The sequence below is a fragment of the Pseudomonas sp. genome (genome assembly GCF_035512415.1).
Taxonomy (GTDB): Bacteria; Pseudomonadota; Gammaproteobacteria; order Pseudomonadales; family Pseudomonadaceae; genus Aquipseudomonas.
In genome coordinates, this window is the sequence record NZ_DATKDZ010000015.1 from 44,617 (window position 1) to 62,930 (window position 18,314).

The following is an 18,314-nucleotide window of genomic DNA, read 5'->3' on the forward strand; positions in this document are numbered from 1 at the left end:
AACCGATGTCCACGGAAAGCCACTTCTTCACCACTCGTTCCGGGCTGCGCCTTCATTTTCTGTGCTTGGGGCGGCCGGATGGTATTCCAGTGATTCTGTTGCATGGTTTGCGGGCCTATGCGCAGACCTGGGAGCCGCTGGCCACCACCCTGAGCGATAGATTCTGCTGTTATGCGCTTGATCAGCGTGGGCGCGGCCTGAGTGATTGGGCAGATAGCTCGAGTTACCAGACGCAGTGCTATGTCAACGATCTGGAGGATCTGGTGGCCCATCTGGCACTGGAGCGCTTCATGCTCGTGGGGCACTCGCTGGGAGGAACCAATGCGCTGGAGTATGCGCGGCAGAACTCTGGTCGGCTGCTGGCTTTGGTGATCGAGGACATCGGTCCCGGCTCGTCAACTACCGGCGATGGTGCTGCGCGGATTCGTCGGGAGATGAGCGAGACGCCCCTGCAGTTCGTGGACTGGAATGCCGCCCGCGCGTTCTGGCGCAAATCCCGCTCAGGATTGTCGGAAGCGGGGCTGGCGTCACGGTTGGCGTATTCCATGAAAGAAACCGCGCAAGGGGTTACTTGGCGGCACGACCAGCAGGGGATCGCCGAGGCGCGCCTGAGCATTACTCCGACCGATCTCTGGCCTGCTGTAAGGGCATTGGATTGTCCGACCTTATTTATTCGCGGCGGTCGCTCGGATTTCTTGCCGTTGGCAACGCTGGCCGCAGTGAAGGACGTCAATCCTCATATCCAGGCGGTAGAGATCGCTGACGCAAGTCACTATGTACATGATGATCAGGGTGAAACCTTCAATAGTGTCGTGGCTGGCTATCTAGGTGAGTTGGCTGATCGATCACAACAAGAAACCGGTGATAAAGCATGAAACGCGAGACTACTCAGATTGTGATTGTCGGTGGTGGACCGAACGGAATTGCTGCCGCCCATTACATGGGCCTCTACGGTATCGACTGCGTGGTACTGGAGCTTAACCAAGGCATCTTGCCCTACCCAAGAGCGGTCGGCATGGATGACGAGGCGCTACGCGTGTTGCAGACGGTGGGCGTTGCGGAACCCGCCCATCGCGACATGATCAGCAATGTGCCTTTGCGTTACTACAACGCCCGCGGCGTCTGTTTCGCCGAGGTGAAGCCAAGCATCGCCGACTATGGCTGGCCTATGCGCAACATCTTCATGCAGCAGTTGCTCGAGGGTACCTTGCGCGAGGAACTGGACAAGCGTGAATGCGTCGACCTGCGCCAGGGCCATGAAATGCTTGAACTCAGCCAGGACTCCACAGGCGTCACGCTCAAGGTCAAGGATGCCGCTGGCGAGTCCTATGAGCTCAGCGCCCAGTATGTGATCGGTGCCGATGGCGGCCGCTCTTGCGTGCGCAAGCAACTTGGCATTGAGCTGATTGGTCTGACCCATCCGCGCAAGTGGGTGGTGGTTGATGCCGCCAACGATACGCTGGAGGCACCATATACGGCGTTGCATGCTGACCCGCAGCGGCCTTTTGTGTGCATCTATTTGCCGTACCGTCAGCGCCGCTGGGAGTTCATGCTGCTGGAGGGCGAGGACGAGGCGAAGATGTGTGAAGAGAGCAATATCCGCCGCCTGATCCGTGGCCATATTGGCGATGCGGTTGACCAGTTGGAAATCGTGCGAATTCGTGCCTATACCCACAACTCGCGGGTGGCCGAACGCTTCGTCTCTGGTCGGGTGGCGCTGATCGGTGATGCCGCGCACATTACCCCGCCCTGGGCTGGCCAGGGCCTCAATTCCGGTCTGCGTGATGTGGCCAACCTCTGCTGGAAGCTGGCCGCTGTGGTCAAGGGGCGCGCCAAGGAGTCGATCATCCAGAGCTACGACCTGGAGCGCCGTGGGCATGCCACCGACCTGATCGCTCTGGCCGACAACATGGGGGCGGTACTGGGTTTGACCAATCCGCTGGTGGCGGGTGTTCGCGACTGGCTGTTCCAGGCGGTCAACACCGTCGACAACCTGCGTTCGCACCTGCTGGAGTTCAAGTTCAAGCCCAAGGCGACCATCACCAGAGGGCTGGTCTATCACGAGCGAGCGGATGTGCGCGAGGGTGACCTGGTCGGCCAACTGTTTATCCAGCCCCAGGTCGAGAATGCCGACGGCGCACGCGTGCGCTTCGACGATGTACTGGGTCCTTGGTACGCGGTGATCGGCTACCGGACCAATCCGGCTGCGGGGCTTAGCGCCGAGGCGCGGACGTTTTGGAATGGCCTGGAGACCCGCTTTATCCAGGTCAATCGCTCGCGCAGCGGCAACCGTAATCAGCCGTTGAGCGCCGAGGGTGTGATCAGCGTGGAGGACGTGGATAACCGCCTGGACGACTGGTTCTCCCAGGTCCGTGACAACGTTGTGGTGGTCCGTCCCGATCGCTTTATCGCTGCCATCACTACCCCGGAGCGTTTGGAGGGGGTGCTGGCCAAGCTGGCTGGGCAACTGTCATGAACCAGGACCTCTTTGCGGGCCTGCCTGGCGCATTGCGCCAGGCAGGCCTGAGCGCGACGGTGCTGCCGACCCTGATGGATGGTGCTGCGCCGGATGTGGCGCAAGGCTACCTTCTGCAACAGCTGGCGTTGCAGCTGAGGTTGCGGGATGGCGAATTCCTTAGCGGTTGGAAGGTGGCCTTCAGCGCTGCCGCTGCGCAGGCACGTTTCGGCCTGAGTGAGCCAGTCTATGGGGCACTGACATCTACCATGCAGGTAGAGCCGGGCAGCCGCGTCGACCTGGCCAGCCTGATCCAGCCCAAGCTGGAGATCGAGCTGGCATTCCTGCTGGGGCGTGAGATCGTTCCGGGGGACTATACTGATGAACAATTGATCGAGGCCATCACCGAGGTGGCACCCGCCTTCGAAATCGCTGATTGTCGCTGGCAAGGCTGGCGTTTCGCCGCGGGGGCTTTCCTCGCCGACAATGCAGCTGCAGCGTTGTATTGCCTCGGCCCGCGGCAAGCTTTCGATTCAAAGCGGCATGCGCGGGTGGACTATTGTCTGGAGCACGAGGGTGAACCCTGTGGTGCGGGTCATCGCGATGGGCGCATCGACACACCGCTGGTGAACCTGTGCTGGTTGCTGCGTCGACTACTGGCTGACGGCCAGCCGTTGCGCGCGGGCCAGGTCATCCTCTCGGGGGCCTTGCTGGCACCGCTGGACATCAACCCCGGTGAATATCGTTTGCAGATGGTTGGCATGGAATTGGCTTTACGCTTCGAGTCGGGGTTAAACCCCGACTGATATTGCCTGCCGCGTCATGGATGACGGACTACTTGTTGGTCTGATAATAAAAATTATGACGCAAGATGAGCGATGACTATGCTTACCGAAACCCGTTCCTTCGCTGATCCTCAGCAGCATGCCAGTTCGATATTGGGCTGGCACCAGACCTATGATCAATTGAGTTGTGGCAGCTTTTCGAGTGAGCTGCGACAAGTGTCAGCCGATCGTTTTCAAATATTTCAGGAGAGTTTAAACAAGCGCATTGTGCAGCATGGATGCGCCCCTGAGGGACGTCTTTGTATCGCCATATCGCTGAGTTCTGGCCGCGCTCCGATGGTGCAGGGGCTTGAAGTTGGGGCCCATAGCGTAGTGTTGCTGCGCGATGGTGAGGATTTTCTATTGCATGCTCCAGAAGGTATGCAATTTTTCGCCGTGAATGTTGATGTCGTGCGGTTTGCCAGACTGGCAGCGTTCGAGCTTTCTCCCGAGAAACTCAAATTGTTGAAAACCATGTCGCAGATCAGTATTTCCGAAGGTGTGCTGCAGCGCCTCCAGCAACGGGTCTATCCGATTTTTCAGTGCTTATTGCAGCGATCGATGGATGTCGGTCCGGCCGCGGAAAAGATGCTCGAAGACACCTTGCTGGATGCGTTTCTCGATCTGTTCAGTAATGCTTCAGACGAAGGGCGAGGGCGACGAGGTAACTTCGCAGTGTGTGCCTACCTGGTGAAGAGAAGCCAGGAACTAGCCTTGGCAAATGGTGAGGTACCAATCAGCATTCTCGACTTGTGTGAGCAGCTGCGAGTGAGTCGCAGAACGTTGCAGAACAGTTTTCATGTTGTGACAGGTATTCGCCCAGTCGAGTATCTACGCAATCTACGGTTGAATGCGGTTCGGCGTCGGCTAATCAGTACCGCAGCTAGTGAATTTAAAGTGAGTGAGATAGCGACCGAAATGGGCTTCTTTCACCTGAGTCACTTTGCTGGGAATTATCGGGAGCTCTTTGGTGAGTACCCCTCTGAAACTCGGCGGGCGGGGTAGTGAGGTGCTGGATTATCGGGCATGCGGGACCACGATCAGCAGGATGATCACGAGTTGCCAGATACTGATTCCGCCTATGCCCATGATGTGTACTCCGTGATGAGGGGTCGATCGGTTGGGTAGAAGGGTGAATATTCCCTAGGCCAGCAGCGGTACGTACCGTGCTGGCCTGGGCCGCAGACCGAGTGTGCATGGCACCTGCGGATCGCTACCGTCCGCGGGTGCCCAAAACTACCCAAGTTTATTTGCAGACGTAGAACTTGCGCACATAGACCGCACTTTCCCAGGCGCATTCCGCGCCGAGCGGTACGAATATGCTATCGCCGGCGTTGACCTGCAGGCTTTCGCCTTCCGGCGAATGCAGCGTGACGCTGCCTTCGATCAGGTGCATCAGCTCGTGGACTTTGTGTGGTCGTGCATGGCGCGTATAGGGCGTCGAGTCCCAGACGCCGATGAGTACATTAGCGCTGTCCTTGTAGCTATTCTTCGAGCGGCATTGGGGCTCGGCGCTGATCAGGATCTGCGCATCGGGCGGTGTCGAGGGCGTGAGGTGGGCGTGCGGGTCGAGCGGGGTAAGCCCGGGGTTCCGTTCGTCTGTGACTTGAGCACAAAAAGCCCAGAGCGTATCCGCCTGCGCCTGGATCTGCAGAGCGGTACCACGGCCGATCACCGCGCTGGCTCCACGACCGAGTTCGAGTGTGCAGTCTTCGGCTTGCAGGGTCAGGTACCCGCTGTGAACCACGATCATTTCGAGCTGGGGGTAATCAGCGATGGTGAATGATCCGCTCACCTGCACGACGCCGGCAGCCATGCCGTCTGCCCCGAGGTAAGCGATCTCCCGCGCTGTGCCGAACGGGTCGGCAGGGCTCAACGAAGCCGAGGTCATGGGCGTAGGCGCGCGGCTGCCATCGGTGTGTACCAGCAGTAGGGCGGTGGATGGTTGCATCAGGTGTTATCTCCAGGAAATGTTATGGGGAAGGGGCGCTAGCGCCCATGGCAAGGGCTGGTCAGCCAATGGCCTGAGTCACCAGGGCGAATTGGTTGACGCCGCCGACTGCGCGCGGCGGCGTTCCGAGGGCCATTTGCGCGACCCTGTCGGCCTGTTTCAGGCCAGCGGCTTCGAGCCAATCGGACAGGCCGCTGTCGGCCGGAATATCGATGCGGACGAAAGCCTCCGGCACCTGCGCCAACAACACGCCTATCAGGTGCTTGGCCTGTTCAGGATTTTCCGCGATGACCGGACCGATACAGCGGCCACGGCCGAACGGGCGCAGCATCGCGAAGGCGCGCAGCTGGCCGTCGCGCTCGATACCGACCGTGTGTTCGACGACATCGAACAGGTCGTTGAATACGCTTTCGCGGTCGAGTCCGCTGCCGGCATTGGCCAATTCGAGCTGGCGAACCCGGTCGGCTGAGGTCAGGGGCCGGCACTGTTCACCGGTGGGCAGGGCAGGGGTAGCGGCGGCTTGTGCCTGGCCCTGATGCTGGTGGATCTGCCCGAACTCGACGAAGCCTTGGCTGGCGTACAGCGGGACACCCGCCAGTGTGGCGTTGAGTATGGCGGTGCGCGGCGTGCAGGCCTCGAGTGCCAGTTCCATCAGCTTGCGGCCAATTCCTAGGCCCTGGTATTCATCGCTGACGATCACCAGGCCGATGGTGGCATAAGCGCCCTGTGGGCAAGCGAACGCGGTACCAATCAGGCGGCCGTCGTCTTCTACGACGAAACCCTCGGCGACGCGTTGCAGCATGGCCCAGTCCTCCAGGCGATGAGGCCACTTCAACGGTACGGACAAGGCATGGGCCGCTGCCACGTCCGCGGCGGTCATGGGGCGATAAAGGTGGGAAGGGCGTTGAGCGACGGACATGGCAGAACTCCGTTGTTGTATGCGTGCGGCGGAAATTTTTATCGGCTATAAGGCTGTATCCCACCTGCGGCGCGGCCTGACAAGGGGGTGAAGGCAATTCGGTAGATTCCCCAAGTGGGGGTTCTATGAGCCCTATTTTTTACTTAAGCGATAGTTGTTATCAGCAGTAAATGCTTGGCTGTTTTTTCAGGGGAAACATGAATCAAAGGCTTTGCACCGATCGATTCTTTGCCCCACGGGTGCGCTTGATAGAGGGGCTTTGCATTGGCTATGTAGCAGTAGTGTGTTGCGTTCAGGCTTGGTCGCTTAAGTGTGAAGAACCCGACCTATTGCGGTATAAAACAAAAAAAGACGCCCGGACGGGCGTCTTAAGGCCAAAGGAGCATGGGTTGACCTTCAAAAGGTTCCCGAGCGGCCCACGATAAAAGCCGGTCGGGAACTGCCGTTACAGAATGCTCAGCGGGTATTCGATGATCAGACGGACTTCATCGGTGCCCTTGTCGAACGAGCTGGAGCGGTAGGTAGCCTGGCGCAAGCGCAGGGACAGATCCTTGGCCGAGCCCGACTGAACCACATACTTGGCTTCCACGTCGCGCTCCCAACGCTTCTCGTCCTCGACCCCTGCGCGGAAATAGGCACCCGTCGGATCGGCCTTAGTGAAATCGATCTGGTCGCCTTTGATGTAGCGGGTCATAAGGGTCAGGCCCGGCACACCGAAGTCGGCCATGTTCAGGTCATAACGGACCTGCATGGAGCGCTCGTTGGGGCGGTTGAATTCGGCGTACTGCACCGAGTTGGCCAGCCAGATCGAGTCGACGCCGTAGAAATCGAAGGTCTCGTCGCCAGCGATCTTCTGATAGGCGAAGCTCAGCTTGTGCGGGCCGAAGGCGTAGCCGACACGCGCCGACCAGGCGGTGGTGTCAATCTTGCCGGCACGCGACTCGCCTTCGTCGCTGGTCTTGTAGGCCGCCAGGGTGAAGTCCAGCGCCTGCTTGTCGGCCAGCGGCAGTACGTAGGCCGCGCGGCCGAAGTACTGACGCCAGACCTCTTCGGCCTCGCTGGCGTAGGCCATCAGGCTGAGGTTGTCGTTGACCTTGTAGGAGCCGCCGATGAAGTCGATGCTGTCGGCCTCGACGCCGGCGTAGCTGGAGGTCAGCTTGTCGTCGGAGTTGGTCGAGTTTCTGCCGTTGTACGCGGTGAAGTGGCCGGCCTCGAGGAAGAGATCAGCGAACTCGCGGCTCGACAGCTGGAAGCCGGTGGCCACTTCCGGCAGCAGGCGGTTGTCACCCATGGCGAATACCGGAGCAGTCGGGCGCTGCTCGCCGTACTTCAGCTCGGTGGAGGAGACGCGCACCTTCACCGCGCCGCCGATCTCGCCGAAGGAGTCCGGTACTTCGGCGTCGGCAGTCCTGTTGTTGCTGATCGGCAGCAGGCCTGCGCCGACCCGGCCGCGGCCAGTATCCAGCTTGATCCCGCCGTAGGCGAAGGCATCAGCACCGAAGCCGACAGTGCCCTGGGTGAAACCGGAGACGAAATTGAGCATGGCACCATGGGCCCACTCTTCGCGATAACCGTTGCGTTCGCTGGCGGGCTTCGAGCCATTGATGCCCTCGCCGTTGCTGCCGCCATCATGGAAGTCGCGATTCATATAGAAATTGCGGTTGAGCAGCTTCAGGCTGCTGTCCTCGATAAAGCCATTGGCTTGTTGCTGCTGGCCGGCCACGGCCAGTTGCGAGGCGGCGGCGACCGCCAGGGTTAGAAAGCTGGGTTTCACGACGTTCATGGTCTACTCCAGTGATTTTATTATTCGCGTAGCCGTTCAGAAGAACCGCTGTAGAACTGGTGCGGCCGGGCCTTAGTCGCCTGGGGCGCGGCGTCTGTATCCCACTGCCGCCGGGACCTGGCAAGGGGCTGGAAGCAATTCGGTAGATTCCCCAGTTAGTGGCGCTATGGGCCAAATTTTTGACCTGAACAGCGCTCGCGATCAGCAGTAACTGCTTGGCCGTTTTTTACCCGGAAGCGAAAGTCATGAGCGTTAAAAGACAGGACGGACGTTCGAAAAGCGTTAAGCCCAAGTCGATACCGAGCCGAGTTTTTCATCGTGATCGACCCGGCCGAGGTAGGCATGCCTGTGAACTGAGTTTTCGGGTGCCCGCGCTTTTGTAGTGGTCAACTAATCTCGGACACGACGTTAAGTTTTTTCTCGGCCTGAGCTGGGGCCAGCCCACCATTGAATTGGTGGGGCCGAATCCAGTTGTACCGATGCATCAAAAAATGGCTGATATCACGCTGGGCTTCATGGGCAGTTCTGTAACCCAGGGTCGGTATCCATTCGGTTTTCAAGCTGCGGAACACACGCTCCATCGGTGCGTTGTCCCAGCAATTTCCCCGACGACTCATGCTCTGACGCATTCGATAACGCCACAGCCGCTGGCGAAATAAACGACTCGCATACTGTGATCCTTGATCCGAGTGGAACAGCAGGCCCTGAGGCTTTCCACGCTGCTCGTAGGCCATATCCAGAGCTTTGATAACCAGCTCGGCATCCGGCTTTTCCGACAACGCCCAGCCCACTATCCGACGCGCGCACAAATCAAGAACGACAGCCAGGTAATGCCATTTTCCCTGAGCCCAAATGTAAGTGATGTCGCCGCACCAGACCCGGTTCGGCGCGGGAGCGTCGAACTCCCGATTCAATGTGTTCGGGATATCCAGCCGCTCAACCGTCGCTCGTTTGTAGGCATGTGACCCCGGCTGCTTACTTATGATGTCGAGCTCACGCATCAAGCGGCGCACCTTGAACCGACCTAGTTGCTCACCGTCTTCACGCATCATCAACAGGATGCTGCGGCTACCCGCAGCACTGCGGCTTTGCGAGAACAGTTCGCTCACCCGGCTGCGTAACCGAAGCCGTTCGACGCCTGAGACGGTGGGCGTAGTAGCTTGAGCGGTTGATTTCAAAAACTTTGCACAGCCTATCAACCGGCTCATGGACGCTCAGCTGATCGATCAGCGCGTACGCTCGTGATCTTCCGACATCAAGAGCGCGGTAGCCTTTTTTAGTATCGATTTCTCCCGTTCGAGGCGGGCGATCCGTGCTTCCAGTTCCTGGATTTTCTGCTGTTCCGGTGTCAGCGCTTTGCTCTGCGGGGTAACGCCATTGCGCTCTTGCTGAACCTGGCTGACCCAGCGGCGTAGTGCTGACTCGCCAATGCCAAGTGAACGGCTGGCTTCGATGTAGCTGTACTCTTGCTTGAGCACGAGGGCGGCTGCCTCGCGCTTGAATTCAGCAGAAAAGGAACGGCGTTGTTTGGTCATCTGACACCTCGATCTGGCGAGCATTCTCGCCTAAATGGGTGTCCGGAATCAGTAGACCACTACATTTCCTGGTGTCGCCAGAAAGCGCATATCGCACGCTAAAGGCGGTCGCTTGTTCGAGCTGTCTATTTTTCTGCGAGGGGTGTTGAACGGAGGAGGGGGAAAGGCGGGAGCGAGGCTCCCGCCAAAACAGCGCGGGAAGACGGTCAGAAATCCGAGACTTTGCCCCAAGCCCCTTTGTTCAGGCGGGCAAGGCTGTATTGCGTGTGATCCACAAAGGGCGTTTTGCCCGTCGCCAGTTCGGCAATCAGGCGCCCGGCACCGGGGCCGATACCGAAGCCGTGGCCGGAAAAGCCGGCGGCCAGAATGAAACCGGGCAGGTTCTGCGCTTGGTCGATGACCGGCACCCCGTCTGGAGTGCTGTCGATATAGCCTGCCCAACCTGCCTGAACGGGCACGCTGCCCAGGGCGGGCAACAGGCGGCGCGCACGGGCGAGGGTATCCCTGAGGATCGCCTCCGACGGGCGCGGATCGAGGATACGCACGCGCTCCATCGGTGTAGGCCGGTCGAGCGCCCATTTGCTGCGCGTCTCGTGTCCGTACTGCCAACCCTGCAGGTCACCCGGTGAGAGCATTTGCCAGCGTTTGGCGAACATCGGCAGAAAGTAAGAGGAGAAGCGAAGTTGCTGTGGCGTCGGATCCACGCAGGCCCGGCCGGAAATGGCCAGGGTATAGCCGCCGTCGCCGCGCCGGGTGACTGTTACCTCACTGGTATGAAGTGCATCGGGAAGCCCCTGGGCCCCCGGCATGACCGACAGGATGCTGGAGCGTATCGACGCTTGCGGGAAGCGAATGCCCAGCTGTGCGCAGAAGGAGGAGGCCCAGGCACCGCCGGCCATCACCACTTGCTGGGTCTTGATTACGCCCTTTTCGGTAATCACCCCCGATACCCGGCCAGCCTCGGTCTCGATACCGCGGGCTGCGCAGAACTGATGCAGCGAGCCGCCATGTTTGAGCACCCCCTTGGCGATCAGCGGCGCCGCCCGTGCCGGATCGGCGATGCCGTCGGACGGTGAAAACACCCCGCCCAACCAGGGCTTGCCGGTTGCCGCGCCGCGTTGCGTGGCTTCGGCACCGCTCAGCATATGGGTGGTAACGCCCTGGGTGATCGCGAAATCGCGCCATTTCGCCCAGCCGTCCAGCTCGGCCTGGTTATCCGACAGATAGAACAATCCGCAGCGGCGGAAACCGAGGTCCTCGTCGAGGTCGGCGGTAATCTCTTCCCAGAGCGCGAGACTCTTGGTTGACAAGGGCAGTTCGCGCGCGTCGCGGTTCTGCTGACGGCACCAGCCCCAGTTGCGGCTGGATTGCTCGGCACCTATACGGCCCTTCTCGAGCACCGCAACGCTCATACCTTGACGGGCCAAATAATAGGCGGCGCATACGCCGATGATACCGCCGCCGATAACGACGGCATCGGCGCTTTTTGGCAGCTCCGGTGTGGACGCAATGGTGATCAAGGGAGCCGGCATTCTATTCTCCTGGCCTGAAATCTATTGTTTTACCGCTATGCAGCGAGCAATGCAGGCGATGCCGCCATTGCTCGACAATGAAGTTATCGGCCCCCACACAATCGGGACTATCGACATTGAAATCCATGTCTGCTGCCGCGTTATGTTGGATGTCGGTCGATTCGCAGCAGCGCAATAGACTGCGTCCGGTATCGCCCGGTCGCCCATGCCGCCGCGTTGAGCTCATATTAGGCATCTCGACCCGAAGGCGGCTGTCGTATTGGCTATGTGCAATCGCAGAATCGGGCGTTTTCGGGGCTGTGCTTGGAAGTTTATGCTGCGGGTGCCTGAGCAATCGGCGATTAACAAGCATCATCGCGCGCAGACACCTTCTCTTGCAGAGAGCCAGGGGCGACTGCGCTCGCTCTTTACCCGCCGCGTATGAAAGACCGAATCTTCAGGCACTTCACCCTGATCCATGCGTAGTCAGCTCGAACGTTGCAGGGCTGGAGCGTTAGCTTTCGCCGATGGCGCTGAAAATAACTGGAAGTTGCGCATTTCCAGGGTATCCGAAATTTTCTGCTGAGCGCTCGGCAGCATACTAAGCACAGCAAACCAGCAATGCATGGCCGTAGTACTCGCAGCGAACATGGCGAGCGATCTCGGCTTGATCATGCTGGTGCAAATTCCGGCGAATAACAGACGCCCTGATCAGAGAATGGCGAGGTCGCGTAGATGAAAACACTGCTGCTAAGCAAAGAAGAAGTCGGCAGACTGATATCCATGAAGGAAGTCATAGGCACGGTGGAAGAAGCCTACAAAGCCTTCAGCGATGGGCAGGTGGTGCAGCCCGACTATATGGGGATACATCTTCCGCAGCCGCGCGGAGAAATCGACTTCAAGGCCGGTTACTGCAAGACCAATGAAATCATCTCGATGAAAGCCTCCTCCGGCGGCTTCCTCGATAACCCGACGGCACATGGCGTGCCCAACGGCATGGGCAGCGTTCTGCTGTTCGATGCCAGGAGCTGCGCGCTGATCTGCGTCATGGACGGAAGCCTGCTTACCGGTCTCCGGACGGGCGCGTCGGGAGCGGTCTCGGTCAAGGCGCTGGCAAGAAAGGACGCGAAGAAGATCACCTGCATCGGTACCGGCAACCAGGCGCGGATGCAGATTCGCGCCATCAGCCTGGTGATGCAGATCGAAGAGATCCATGCCTGGAGTCGCAACCCGGAAACGCTCGCCCGCTTCAAGATGGATATCGAAGGCGAGTTCGGTATTCCCGTGATCCTCGCCGATTCGAAGAAAGAGGCGGTCGAGCAGGCCGATATCCTGATCACCACCACCCGTGGTAAAGGCTCGCTGGTGGAAGCGAACTGGGTGAAACCCGGCACCCACATCGTCGCCATAGGCACGGATATGCAAGGCAAGCAGGAGCTTGACCCGGAAATATTCAGGCACGCCAAGATCGTCAACGACTCGATCTCGCAGTGCATCGATAAAGGGGAAACCTGGCATCCACTGAACGAGAAGATCATCACTCTGGACGATATCCACGGCGAGATTGGCGAGGTACTGCTGGGCACCAAGCCCGGTCGGGAGAATGATGAGGAAATCACCATCTTCGACTCCACTGGCATGGCCATACAGGACAACACCACCGCCGAAAAAATCTATCGCAACGCACTGGAAAACAACGTCGGAACTTTATTTTCGTTCCTTTGAGTTTTGATTTTTCGGCAGTACGGAGAGAGGAAATTACATGCGTAACTACCCGACCATTCAGGATATTCATGAAGCCCAGGAACGGCTGCGACCCCATATCAAACATACGCCGTTGTTGCGTGCAGAAAAAATCGAGAAAGCTGTGGGTTGTCAGCTCTATCTGAAACCTGAAACCCTGCAAATCACTGGTGCCTTTAAAATTCGAGGTGCTCTCAACAAGGCACTCTCGCTGTCAAAAGAAGCGATCGCAAACGGCATCATTGCCACTTCTTCGGGCAATCATGCGCAAGGGCTTGCTTACGCCGCCAGAATGCTGGGCGTAAAGGCGTTACTGGTACTTCCGGTTACCACGCCAAAAATCAAAATTGAAAATACCAAAGCCCTCGGGGCCGAAGTCATTCTTTTTGATGGTGATACCGCTGCCAGATGGAAAAGGGTGTATGAAATCGCCGAAGAAAACCACTATGCAGTGGTTCACGCTTTTGAGGACCCGCTGGTAATGGCCGGTCAGGGAACCATCGGCTGTGAAATATTGGAGGATTTGCACGATGTGGATACAGTAATTATTCCCATGGGCGGCGGAGGCCTTATTTCAGGGATCGCTACCGCTATCAAAGAAACGAAACCATCGGTGCGCGTTATAGGCGCAGAGCCTGCCTTAACCCCGAAATATTTTCACAGCAGGATTAATAAGGAGCGTACATCGCTGCCTTTGAAAAACACCATTGCCGATGGTTTAAGAATCAGTGTCCCAGGCCAAAATCCATATCCCATTATTGAAAAGTATGTGGATGAGATCGTTCTCGTTGAAGACGAGCACATCATCGCGGGTATGCGTGCTCTTGCCAAAGATGCGAAATTGATAGCCGAGCCCGCCGCCTCTATTGGTATTGGCGCTTTGTTGGCCGGCAGCATAAAAGTTAGACCCGATGAAAAGGTCTGTGTGGTATTGACTGGCGGGAACTGGGACTTATGTGACCTTGCCGAGATATACAAACTAGTTGACTGAGCTTTGCGCGCGCCAGCGCAACGAGCAGGACGCAATGACACGCCATTCTATAAGCATCAATCGGCTCGCGATGTCTACTGCTTACTGAACCGAGCAAAGCGCTACAAAGTTCTTCTCCGAACTTGCTGGCATGTATAGACGCCCGGATCGTTGCAACACCCGGCGACAGCCGAACGCCCTTCCTTTATGGAAGGGCGTTCGGCTTTGCGGCGCCGAGAAAGGCGATCGGACAAAAAGCGCCTGATCCCCGAAGGGCGGCTCAAAGCGTTTCAATATAAGAGATGCGCATCTCCTTACCTGGCCACCAAGTTGTCGCGACAACAGGAAAGCGGACAGTCATGCCTCGACAAAGTTCGGCCTTAACGGGCACCGCGGAAAATGCCAGGCATGCTCCAGATTGAAGTGGAAACCGCTTGAGTCCCGCGGCAATAAAGCATTTCCGTTGCGCTGATATCCATACACTTTCTTCGTCACCTGACATCCAGTTGCCGTCAACCTGTAGGAGATCAACTCAATGATATACAAACCGAAATTCATCAGCTTCGATTGCTACGGGACGCTGATTAACTTCGAAATGGGGCCGACAGCCAAAAAGCTTTTCGAAGATCGTGTTCCAACTGATCGGATGCCGGCCTTTCTAGCCAGTTTTGGCTTCTACCGCCTCGATGAAGTATTGGGTGAGTGGAAACCGTTTTTTAACGTTGTTGAGAATTCCATTCAACGGGCATGCAAGGCACACGGCGTTGAATATCGCCCAGCCGATGCCCAGGCACTCTACGCCGCCGTCCCGACCTGGCAGCCCCATCCGAATGTAGTCGAGGTGCTGGAGGCAATCGCTCCGCATATTCCGCTGGTGATCCTGTCGAACTCCATGGTCGATCTGATTCCCCATAGCGTCGCCCACCTCAAGGCACCTTTCCACGCCGTGTACACCGCCGAGCAAGCGCGCGCCTACAAGCCACGGGCGCAGATGTTCGAATATATGTTCGATCAACTCGGCTGCGGCCCAGAGCAGATGATGCACGTCTCGTCGAGCTATCGTTACGACCTTATGACCGCGAACGACCTCGGGTTCATGGCCAAAGCCTTTATCGATCGCGGTCACGAGCCCTCGTTCGAAGGTTTCGAGGGTTACGGCGTCAACCGCTTGACCGATATTCGCCAGCTTCCTGGTTTGCTTGGGCTCGACTTTCCGCCTCAGGCCGCAACGATGAAACGAGGCGCATGATGTCGGAGCATCCGATTGCGGCAGCGGCGTTGAGTATGAGTACAGCGGTGCCCAACCTTGCCCTGGACGAGGTGCGGGCCTTGGTCGGTCGTCTCTACGGCATCGATGGCAGCGTCAAATCACTGGTGGGCGAGCGCGATCAGAATTGCTGCATAGAGACCGCGGACGGCACGCGTTACGTGTTCAAGATCAGCAATCCATCCGAGCCGGTTGCGGTGGTGGATTTCCAGATCGCGGCGCTTGAGCACATGGCCCGCGTATCGCCTGACCTGCCGGTGCCACGTGTCGTACGGACGCTCGGCGGACGGTCGCGCGACACCGTAGCGCTGGGCGACGGGGTTGAAACCACCGTGCGGATGCTGACCTATCTCGACGGCGTGCAGATCAAGGAGACGCCCCGGACCGCCGGGCAGCGTCGGGCAATGGGGAAGGTGCTTGCCGAATTGAACCTGGCGTTGCGCGATTTCAGCCATCCTTCGGCGACGCACGATCTGTTGTGGAATGTTTCCGCAGCGCACCTGCTGACCGCCAAGCTCGATTGCATCCTGGACGCCCCGCGTCGCGCGCTCGCCGAATCGTTCATGGCGCGCTTCAACGAGCATGTCCTGCCGCGTCTCGGCTCGCTGAGGGCGCAGGTCATCCATAACGACTACCACCTCTACAACGTGCTGGTCGCCCCCGACGATCATGAACGCGTAGTGGGAATCATCGACTTCGGCGACATGCTGCATGCGCCGCTGGTCGGTGAGGTCGCGACTGCAGCGGCCTTTCATATGACCGGCAGCGCCGATCCGTTCGAGGGCGCGGCGCAGTTCGTCGGCGCCTATCACGCGACGCTGCCGCTGACCGAGATCGAGCAGGAGATCGTCGCCGATCTCATGGCTACACGCCACCTCATCACCGCGCTGATTTCGGAATGGCGCGCTGCGCGCTACCCCGAGAACCGCGCCTACATCATGCGCCACAACCCTGCGGCATGGGAGGCGTTGGCCCAGATGGCCGATCTTTCCCGCGATGCTGCGCGCGACCGCTTGCTCACCGAAGTACGAAAAGGAAAAAGCCAATGAAAAGCACCACTGACCTCAACATGGTCAACGCCTATATCCCCGGACGTGCCGACGTGGGCCCCGTCACCGCGGCGATGATCGAGCGACGCGATGCCTTGCTCGGCCCGGCCTATCGGCTGATGTACGAGCATCCGCTGCACATCGTGCGCGGCGAAGGCGTGTGGCTGATCGATCCGCAAGGTCGCCGTTACCTCGACGTTTACAATAACGTGGCCTCACTCGGGCATTGTCACCCGGCGGTGACCGAGGCGATATGCAAGCAAGCGCAGACGCTGGCGACCAACACCCGCTATCTGCACGACACCATTCTCGAACTGGCCGAACGCCTGCTCGCGACCGTGCCCGAAACTGACCTTGCGCATCTCATGTTGACCTGTACCGGCAGCGAGGCGAACGACGTCGCCTATCGCATCGCCAAGGTCCGCACCGGTGGCACGGGCGTGATCGTGACCGAAACCGCCTATCACGGCTTCACCGACGCAGTATCGCAATTCTCGCCATCGCTCGGCGCGACAGTCGATCTCGGCGCGCACGTTCGCCTGGTCCCGGCACCGCGCCTCTATCATGCCGAGGGTGCCGATCTCGGCGAGCGCTTCACGCGCGATGTCGAGGCGGCGATCGCCGATCTTCAGCGTCACGGCATCAAGCCGGCGGCACTGATCGTCGATTCCCTGTTCACCAGCGACGGCATCCTCCCGGGCCCGGCGGGCTTCTTGAAGGGGGCGGTCGACGCGATCAAGCGGGCCGGCGGCATTTTCATCGCCGATGAGGTCCAGCCCGGCTTCGGTCGCACGGGCGAGCATATGTGGGGTTTTCAGCGTCACGGTCTGATCCCCGACATCGTCACCCTGGGTAAGCCCATGGGCAATGGACAACCTGTCGCGGGGCTGCTGGCCACTGCTGACGTGTTGGCGGAATTCGGCAAGAACTCCAGGTACTTCAATACCTTCGCTGGCAATACCGTATCCTGCGCGGCGGCGCTGGCGGTGTTGGATACGATCGAAAAAGAAGGCCTGGTGCAGCACGCCGCCAAGGTCGGGAAGATCCTGCACGACGGTATCGCCGCACTTGCCAACCGGCACGAGGCCATTGGTGATGTACGTGGCGCGGGCATGTTCGTCGGCGTGGAATTGGTCTCGGACCACGCATCGCGAACACCCGACCGCGAGCTCACCAGCCGGGTGGTCAATCTGATGCGCGACAAGGGTGTCCTGCTCAGCGCCTGTGCGATGGGACACAATGTGCTGAAGATTCGACCGCCGCTGGTGCTGTCAGCGGAACAAGCCGCTATGGTGATCGAAACGCTCGACCAAGCGCTAACCGAAGCGCAATCGGCAAAAACGCGCTAACAGGCCGACATCCGAGGTACTAACGACTTATGCGACCTTCAGTTTCCCTCGACCCGTTCGATCTCAAGATTCTTGTGCATCTGCAGCGCGAGGGACGCTGTTCGAATGTCGATCTGTCCGCGGCCATTGGCCTTAGTGAGAGCCCATGCCTCCTGCGTACCAAACGGCTTCAGGAAATCGGCATTATCCGGGGCTACCGTGCGGAGGTCGCACTGGAGAAGCTGGGCAACCACGTCATCGTGTTTTCCGAGGTGACCATCAGCAGTCATCGGCCCTGCGACTTCCGTATATTCGAAGCAGGGGCGGGCAAGTACCCCGAAATCGTCGAATGCTACAACGTCAGTGGCGGTTACGATTACCTGCTGAAAATCGTGGCCCCCAGCATTGCCTATTTTCAGGCGCTTATGGATCGGATGCTGGAAGACGATATCGGCATCGAGAAATTCGCCAGCCGCATCGTCTTGCGCCAGCCGCTCGAGCAGCGCGGATATCCGCTAAGTATTATCGCCACGGGAAGGCCAAGTTGGGAGTGATCGAGTGCGGCGTCATGCATCACCGGGGGCTGTTGCCGTTTGGGCAAGAGGTGCCGAGCGCTGCTTCCGTAGCGCTGCTTCCGTAGGGTGGGTTAGCGGCGCCGAATGCCGATCTTCCAAGCGCAGATGAAGGCCGTGCGCCGCGTAACCCACCAGGCGATGGACGGTGTTGCGCCGATGGTGGGTTACGCCGCACCAGGCACAGCGGTTTGATCGACGAATGCAACAGGCGGCTAACCCACCCTACAAAAGCCGCCTGCATCCGCGAAGAACCAAAAGAAACTAAAGCGCCCCAGCTATCGCGCTGCGGCGGCTATGCAGCTACCGCCAGGCCCGCCGAGGGCATTCGGTAGATTGCATAGATGGCGGCTCGACAGACCGCAGCTACTGCTCAAATGGGGGCTAAGGTCGGCAGCAAATATTGG

General features: G+C 59.0%; 14 protein-coding genes and 1 pseudogene. 10 read left to right on the forward strand and 5 right to left on the reverse strand.

What is annotated here, in order from left to right:
- The first annotated feature begins 5 nt into the window (after positions 1–5).
- The 4 genes from VMP31_RS09195 to VMP31_RS09210 all read left to right on the forward strand — a co-directional run bounded on the left by VMP31_RS09195 (position 6) and on the right by VMP31_RS09210 (position 4,284).
- Entirely contained in the window at positions 6–875 is an 870-nt protein-coding gene (locus tag VMP31_RS09195; RefSeq protein WP_325506307.1) for an alpha/beta hydrolase, read from the forward strand.
- Positions 872–2,476 carry a bifunctional 3-(3-hydroxy-phenyl)propionate/3-hydroxycinnamic acid hydroxylase gene (locus VMP31_RS09200; RefSeq protein WP_325506309.1) on the forward strand — a complete coding sequence of 535 codons (1,605 nt, stop codon included), beginning with the start codon at positions 872–874 and terminating at the stop codon, positions 2,474–2,476. The genes VMP31_RS09195 and VMP31_RS09200 overlap by 4 nt, the downstream gene beginning before the upstream one ends.
- Complete coding sequence (locus VMP31_RS09205) at positions 2,473–3,261, forward strand: 2-keto-4-pentenoate hydratase (RefSeq protein ID WP_414705440.1); 789 nt, start codon at positions 2,473–2,475, stop codon at positions 3,259–3,261. Before VMP31_RS09200 ends, VMP31_RS09205 begins: the two co-directional genes overlap by 4 nt.
- Before the next feature lie 78 nt (positions 3,262–3,339).
- Positions 3,340–4,284 (forward strand): helix-turn-helix domain-containing protein, encoded by a 945-nt coding sequence (locus tag VMP31_RS09210; protein WP_325506311.1) that lies wholly within the window; start codon positions 3,340–3,342, stop codon positions 4,282–4,284.
- Positions 4,285–4,525: 241 nt separating this feature from the next.
- Here the strand turns inward: VMP31_RS09210 and VMP31_RS09215 are convergent, their stop codons facing one another.
- From VMP31_RS09215 to VMP31_RS09240, 5 genes and pseudogenes are all read right to left on the reverse strand, one after another.
- Complete coding sequence (locus VMP31_RS09215) at positions 4,526–5,230, reverse strand: cupin domain-containing protein (RefSeq protein WP_325506313.1); 705 nt, start codon at positions 5,228–5,230, stop codon at positions 4,526–4,528.
- A 61-nt stretch (positions 5,231–5,291) separates the two neighbouring features.
- Entirely contained in the window at positions 5,292–6,149 is an 858-nt protein-coding gene (locus VMP31_RS09220) for a GNAT family N-acetyltransferase (protein WP_325506315.1), read from the reverse strand.
- A gap of 445 nt (positions 6,150–6,594) precedes the next feature.
- A complete protein-coding gene (locus tag VMP31_RS09225; protein ID WP_325506317.1) occupies positions 6,595–7,932 on the reverse strand; it encodes an OprD family porin in 1,338 nt (445 codons plus the stop codon).
- Between the two features lie 389 nt (positions 7,933–8,321).
- Positions 8,322–9,467: pseudogene (locus VMP31_RS09230) on the reverse strand (transposase); the annotation flags it as partial.
- Positions 9,468–9,673: 206 nt separating this feature from the next.
- Positions 9,674–10,999, reverse strand: coding sequence for an FAD-binding oxidoreductase (locus VMP31_RS09240; protein ID WP_325506324.1), 1,326 nt, complete (start codon positions 10,997–10,999; stop codon positions 9,674–9,676).
- Positions 11,000–11,713: 714 nt separating this feature from the next.
- Here VMP31_RS09240 and VMP31_RS09245 point away from each other — a divergent pair.
- The 6 genes from VMP31_RS09245 (at position 11,714) to VMP31_RS09270 (ending at position 17,889) form a co-directional block, all read left to right on the forward strand.
- Positions 11,714–12,703, forward strand: coding sequence for an ornithine cyclodeaminase family protein (locus VMP31_RS09245; RefSeq protein WP_325506326.1), 990 nt, complete (start codon positions 11,714–11,716; stop codon positions 12,701–12,703).
- A 37-nt stretch (positions 12,704–12,740) separates the two neighbouring features.
- The gene (locus tag VMP31_RS09250) at positions 12,741–13,712 is read left to right on the forward strand and encodes a threonine/serine dehydratase (protein WP_325506328.1); all 972 of its coding nucleotides are present in this window, start codon (positions 12,741–12,743) and stop codon (positions 13,710–13,712) included.
- A gap of 514 nt (positions 13,713–14,226) precedes the next feature.
- A complete protein-coding gene (locus VMP31_RS09255) occupies positions 14,227–14,940 on the forward strand; it encodes a haloacid dehalogenase type II (RefSeq protein WP_325506330.1) in 714 nt (237 codons plus the stop codon).
- On the forward strand, positions 14,937–16,007 hold the full coding sequence (locus VMP31_RS09260) for a phosphotransferase (protein ID WP_325506332.1): 1,071 nt from the start codon (positions 14,937–14,939) through the stop codon (positions 16,005–16,007). Before VMP31_RS09255 ends, VMP31_RS09260 begins: the two co-directional genes overlap by 4 nt.
- On the forward strand, positions 16,004–17,356 hold the full coding sequence (locus VMP31_RS09265) for an aspartate aminotransferase family protein (protein WP_325506334.1): 1,353 nt from the start codon (positions 16,004–16,006) through the stop codon (positions 17,354–17,356). The genes VMP31_RS09260 and VMP31_RS09265 overlap by 4 nt, the downstream gene beginning before the upstream one ends.
- A 29-nt stretch (positions 17,357–17,385) precedes the next feature.
- A complete protein-coding gene (locus VMP31_RS09270; RefSeq protein WP_325506336.1) occupies positions 17,386–17,889 on the forward strand; it encodes an Lrp/AsnC family transcriptional regulator in 504 nt (167 codons plus the stop codon).
- The last annotated feature ends 425 nt before the right edge of the window (positions 17,890–18,314 follow it).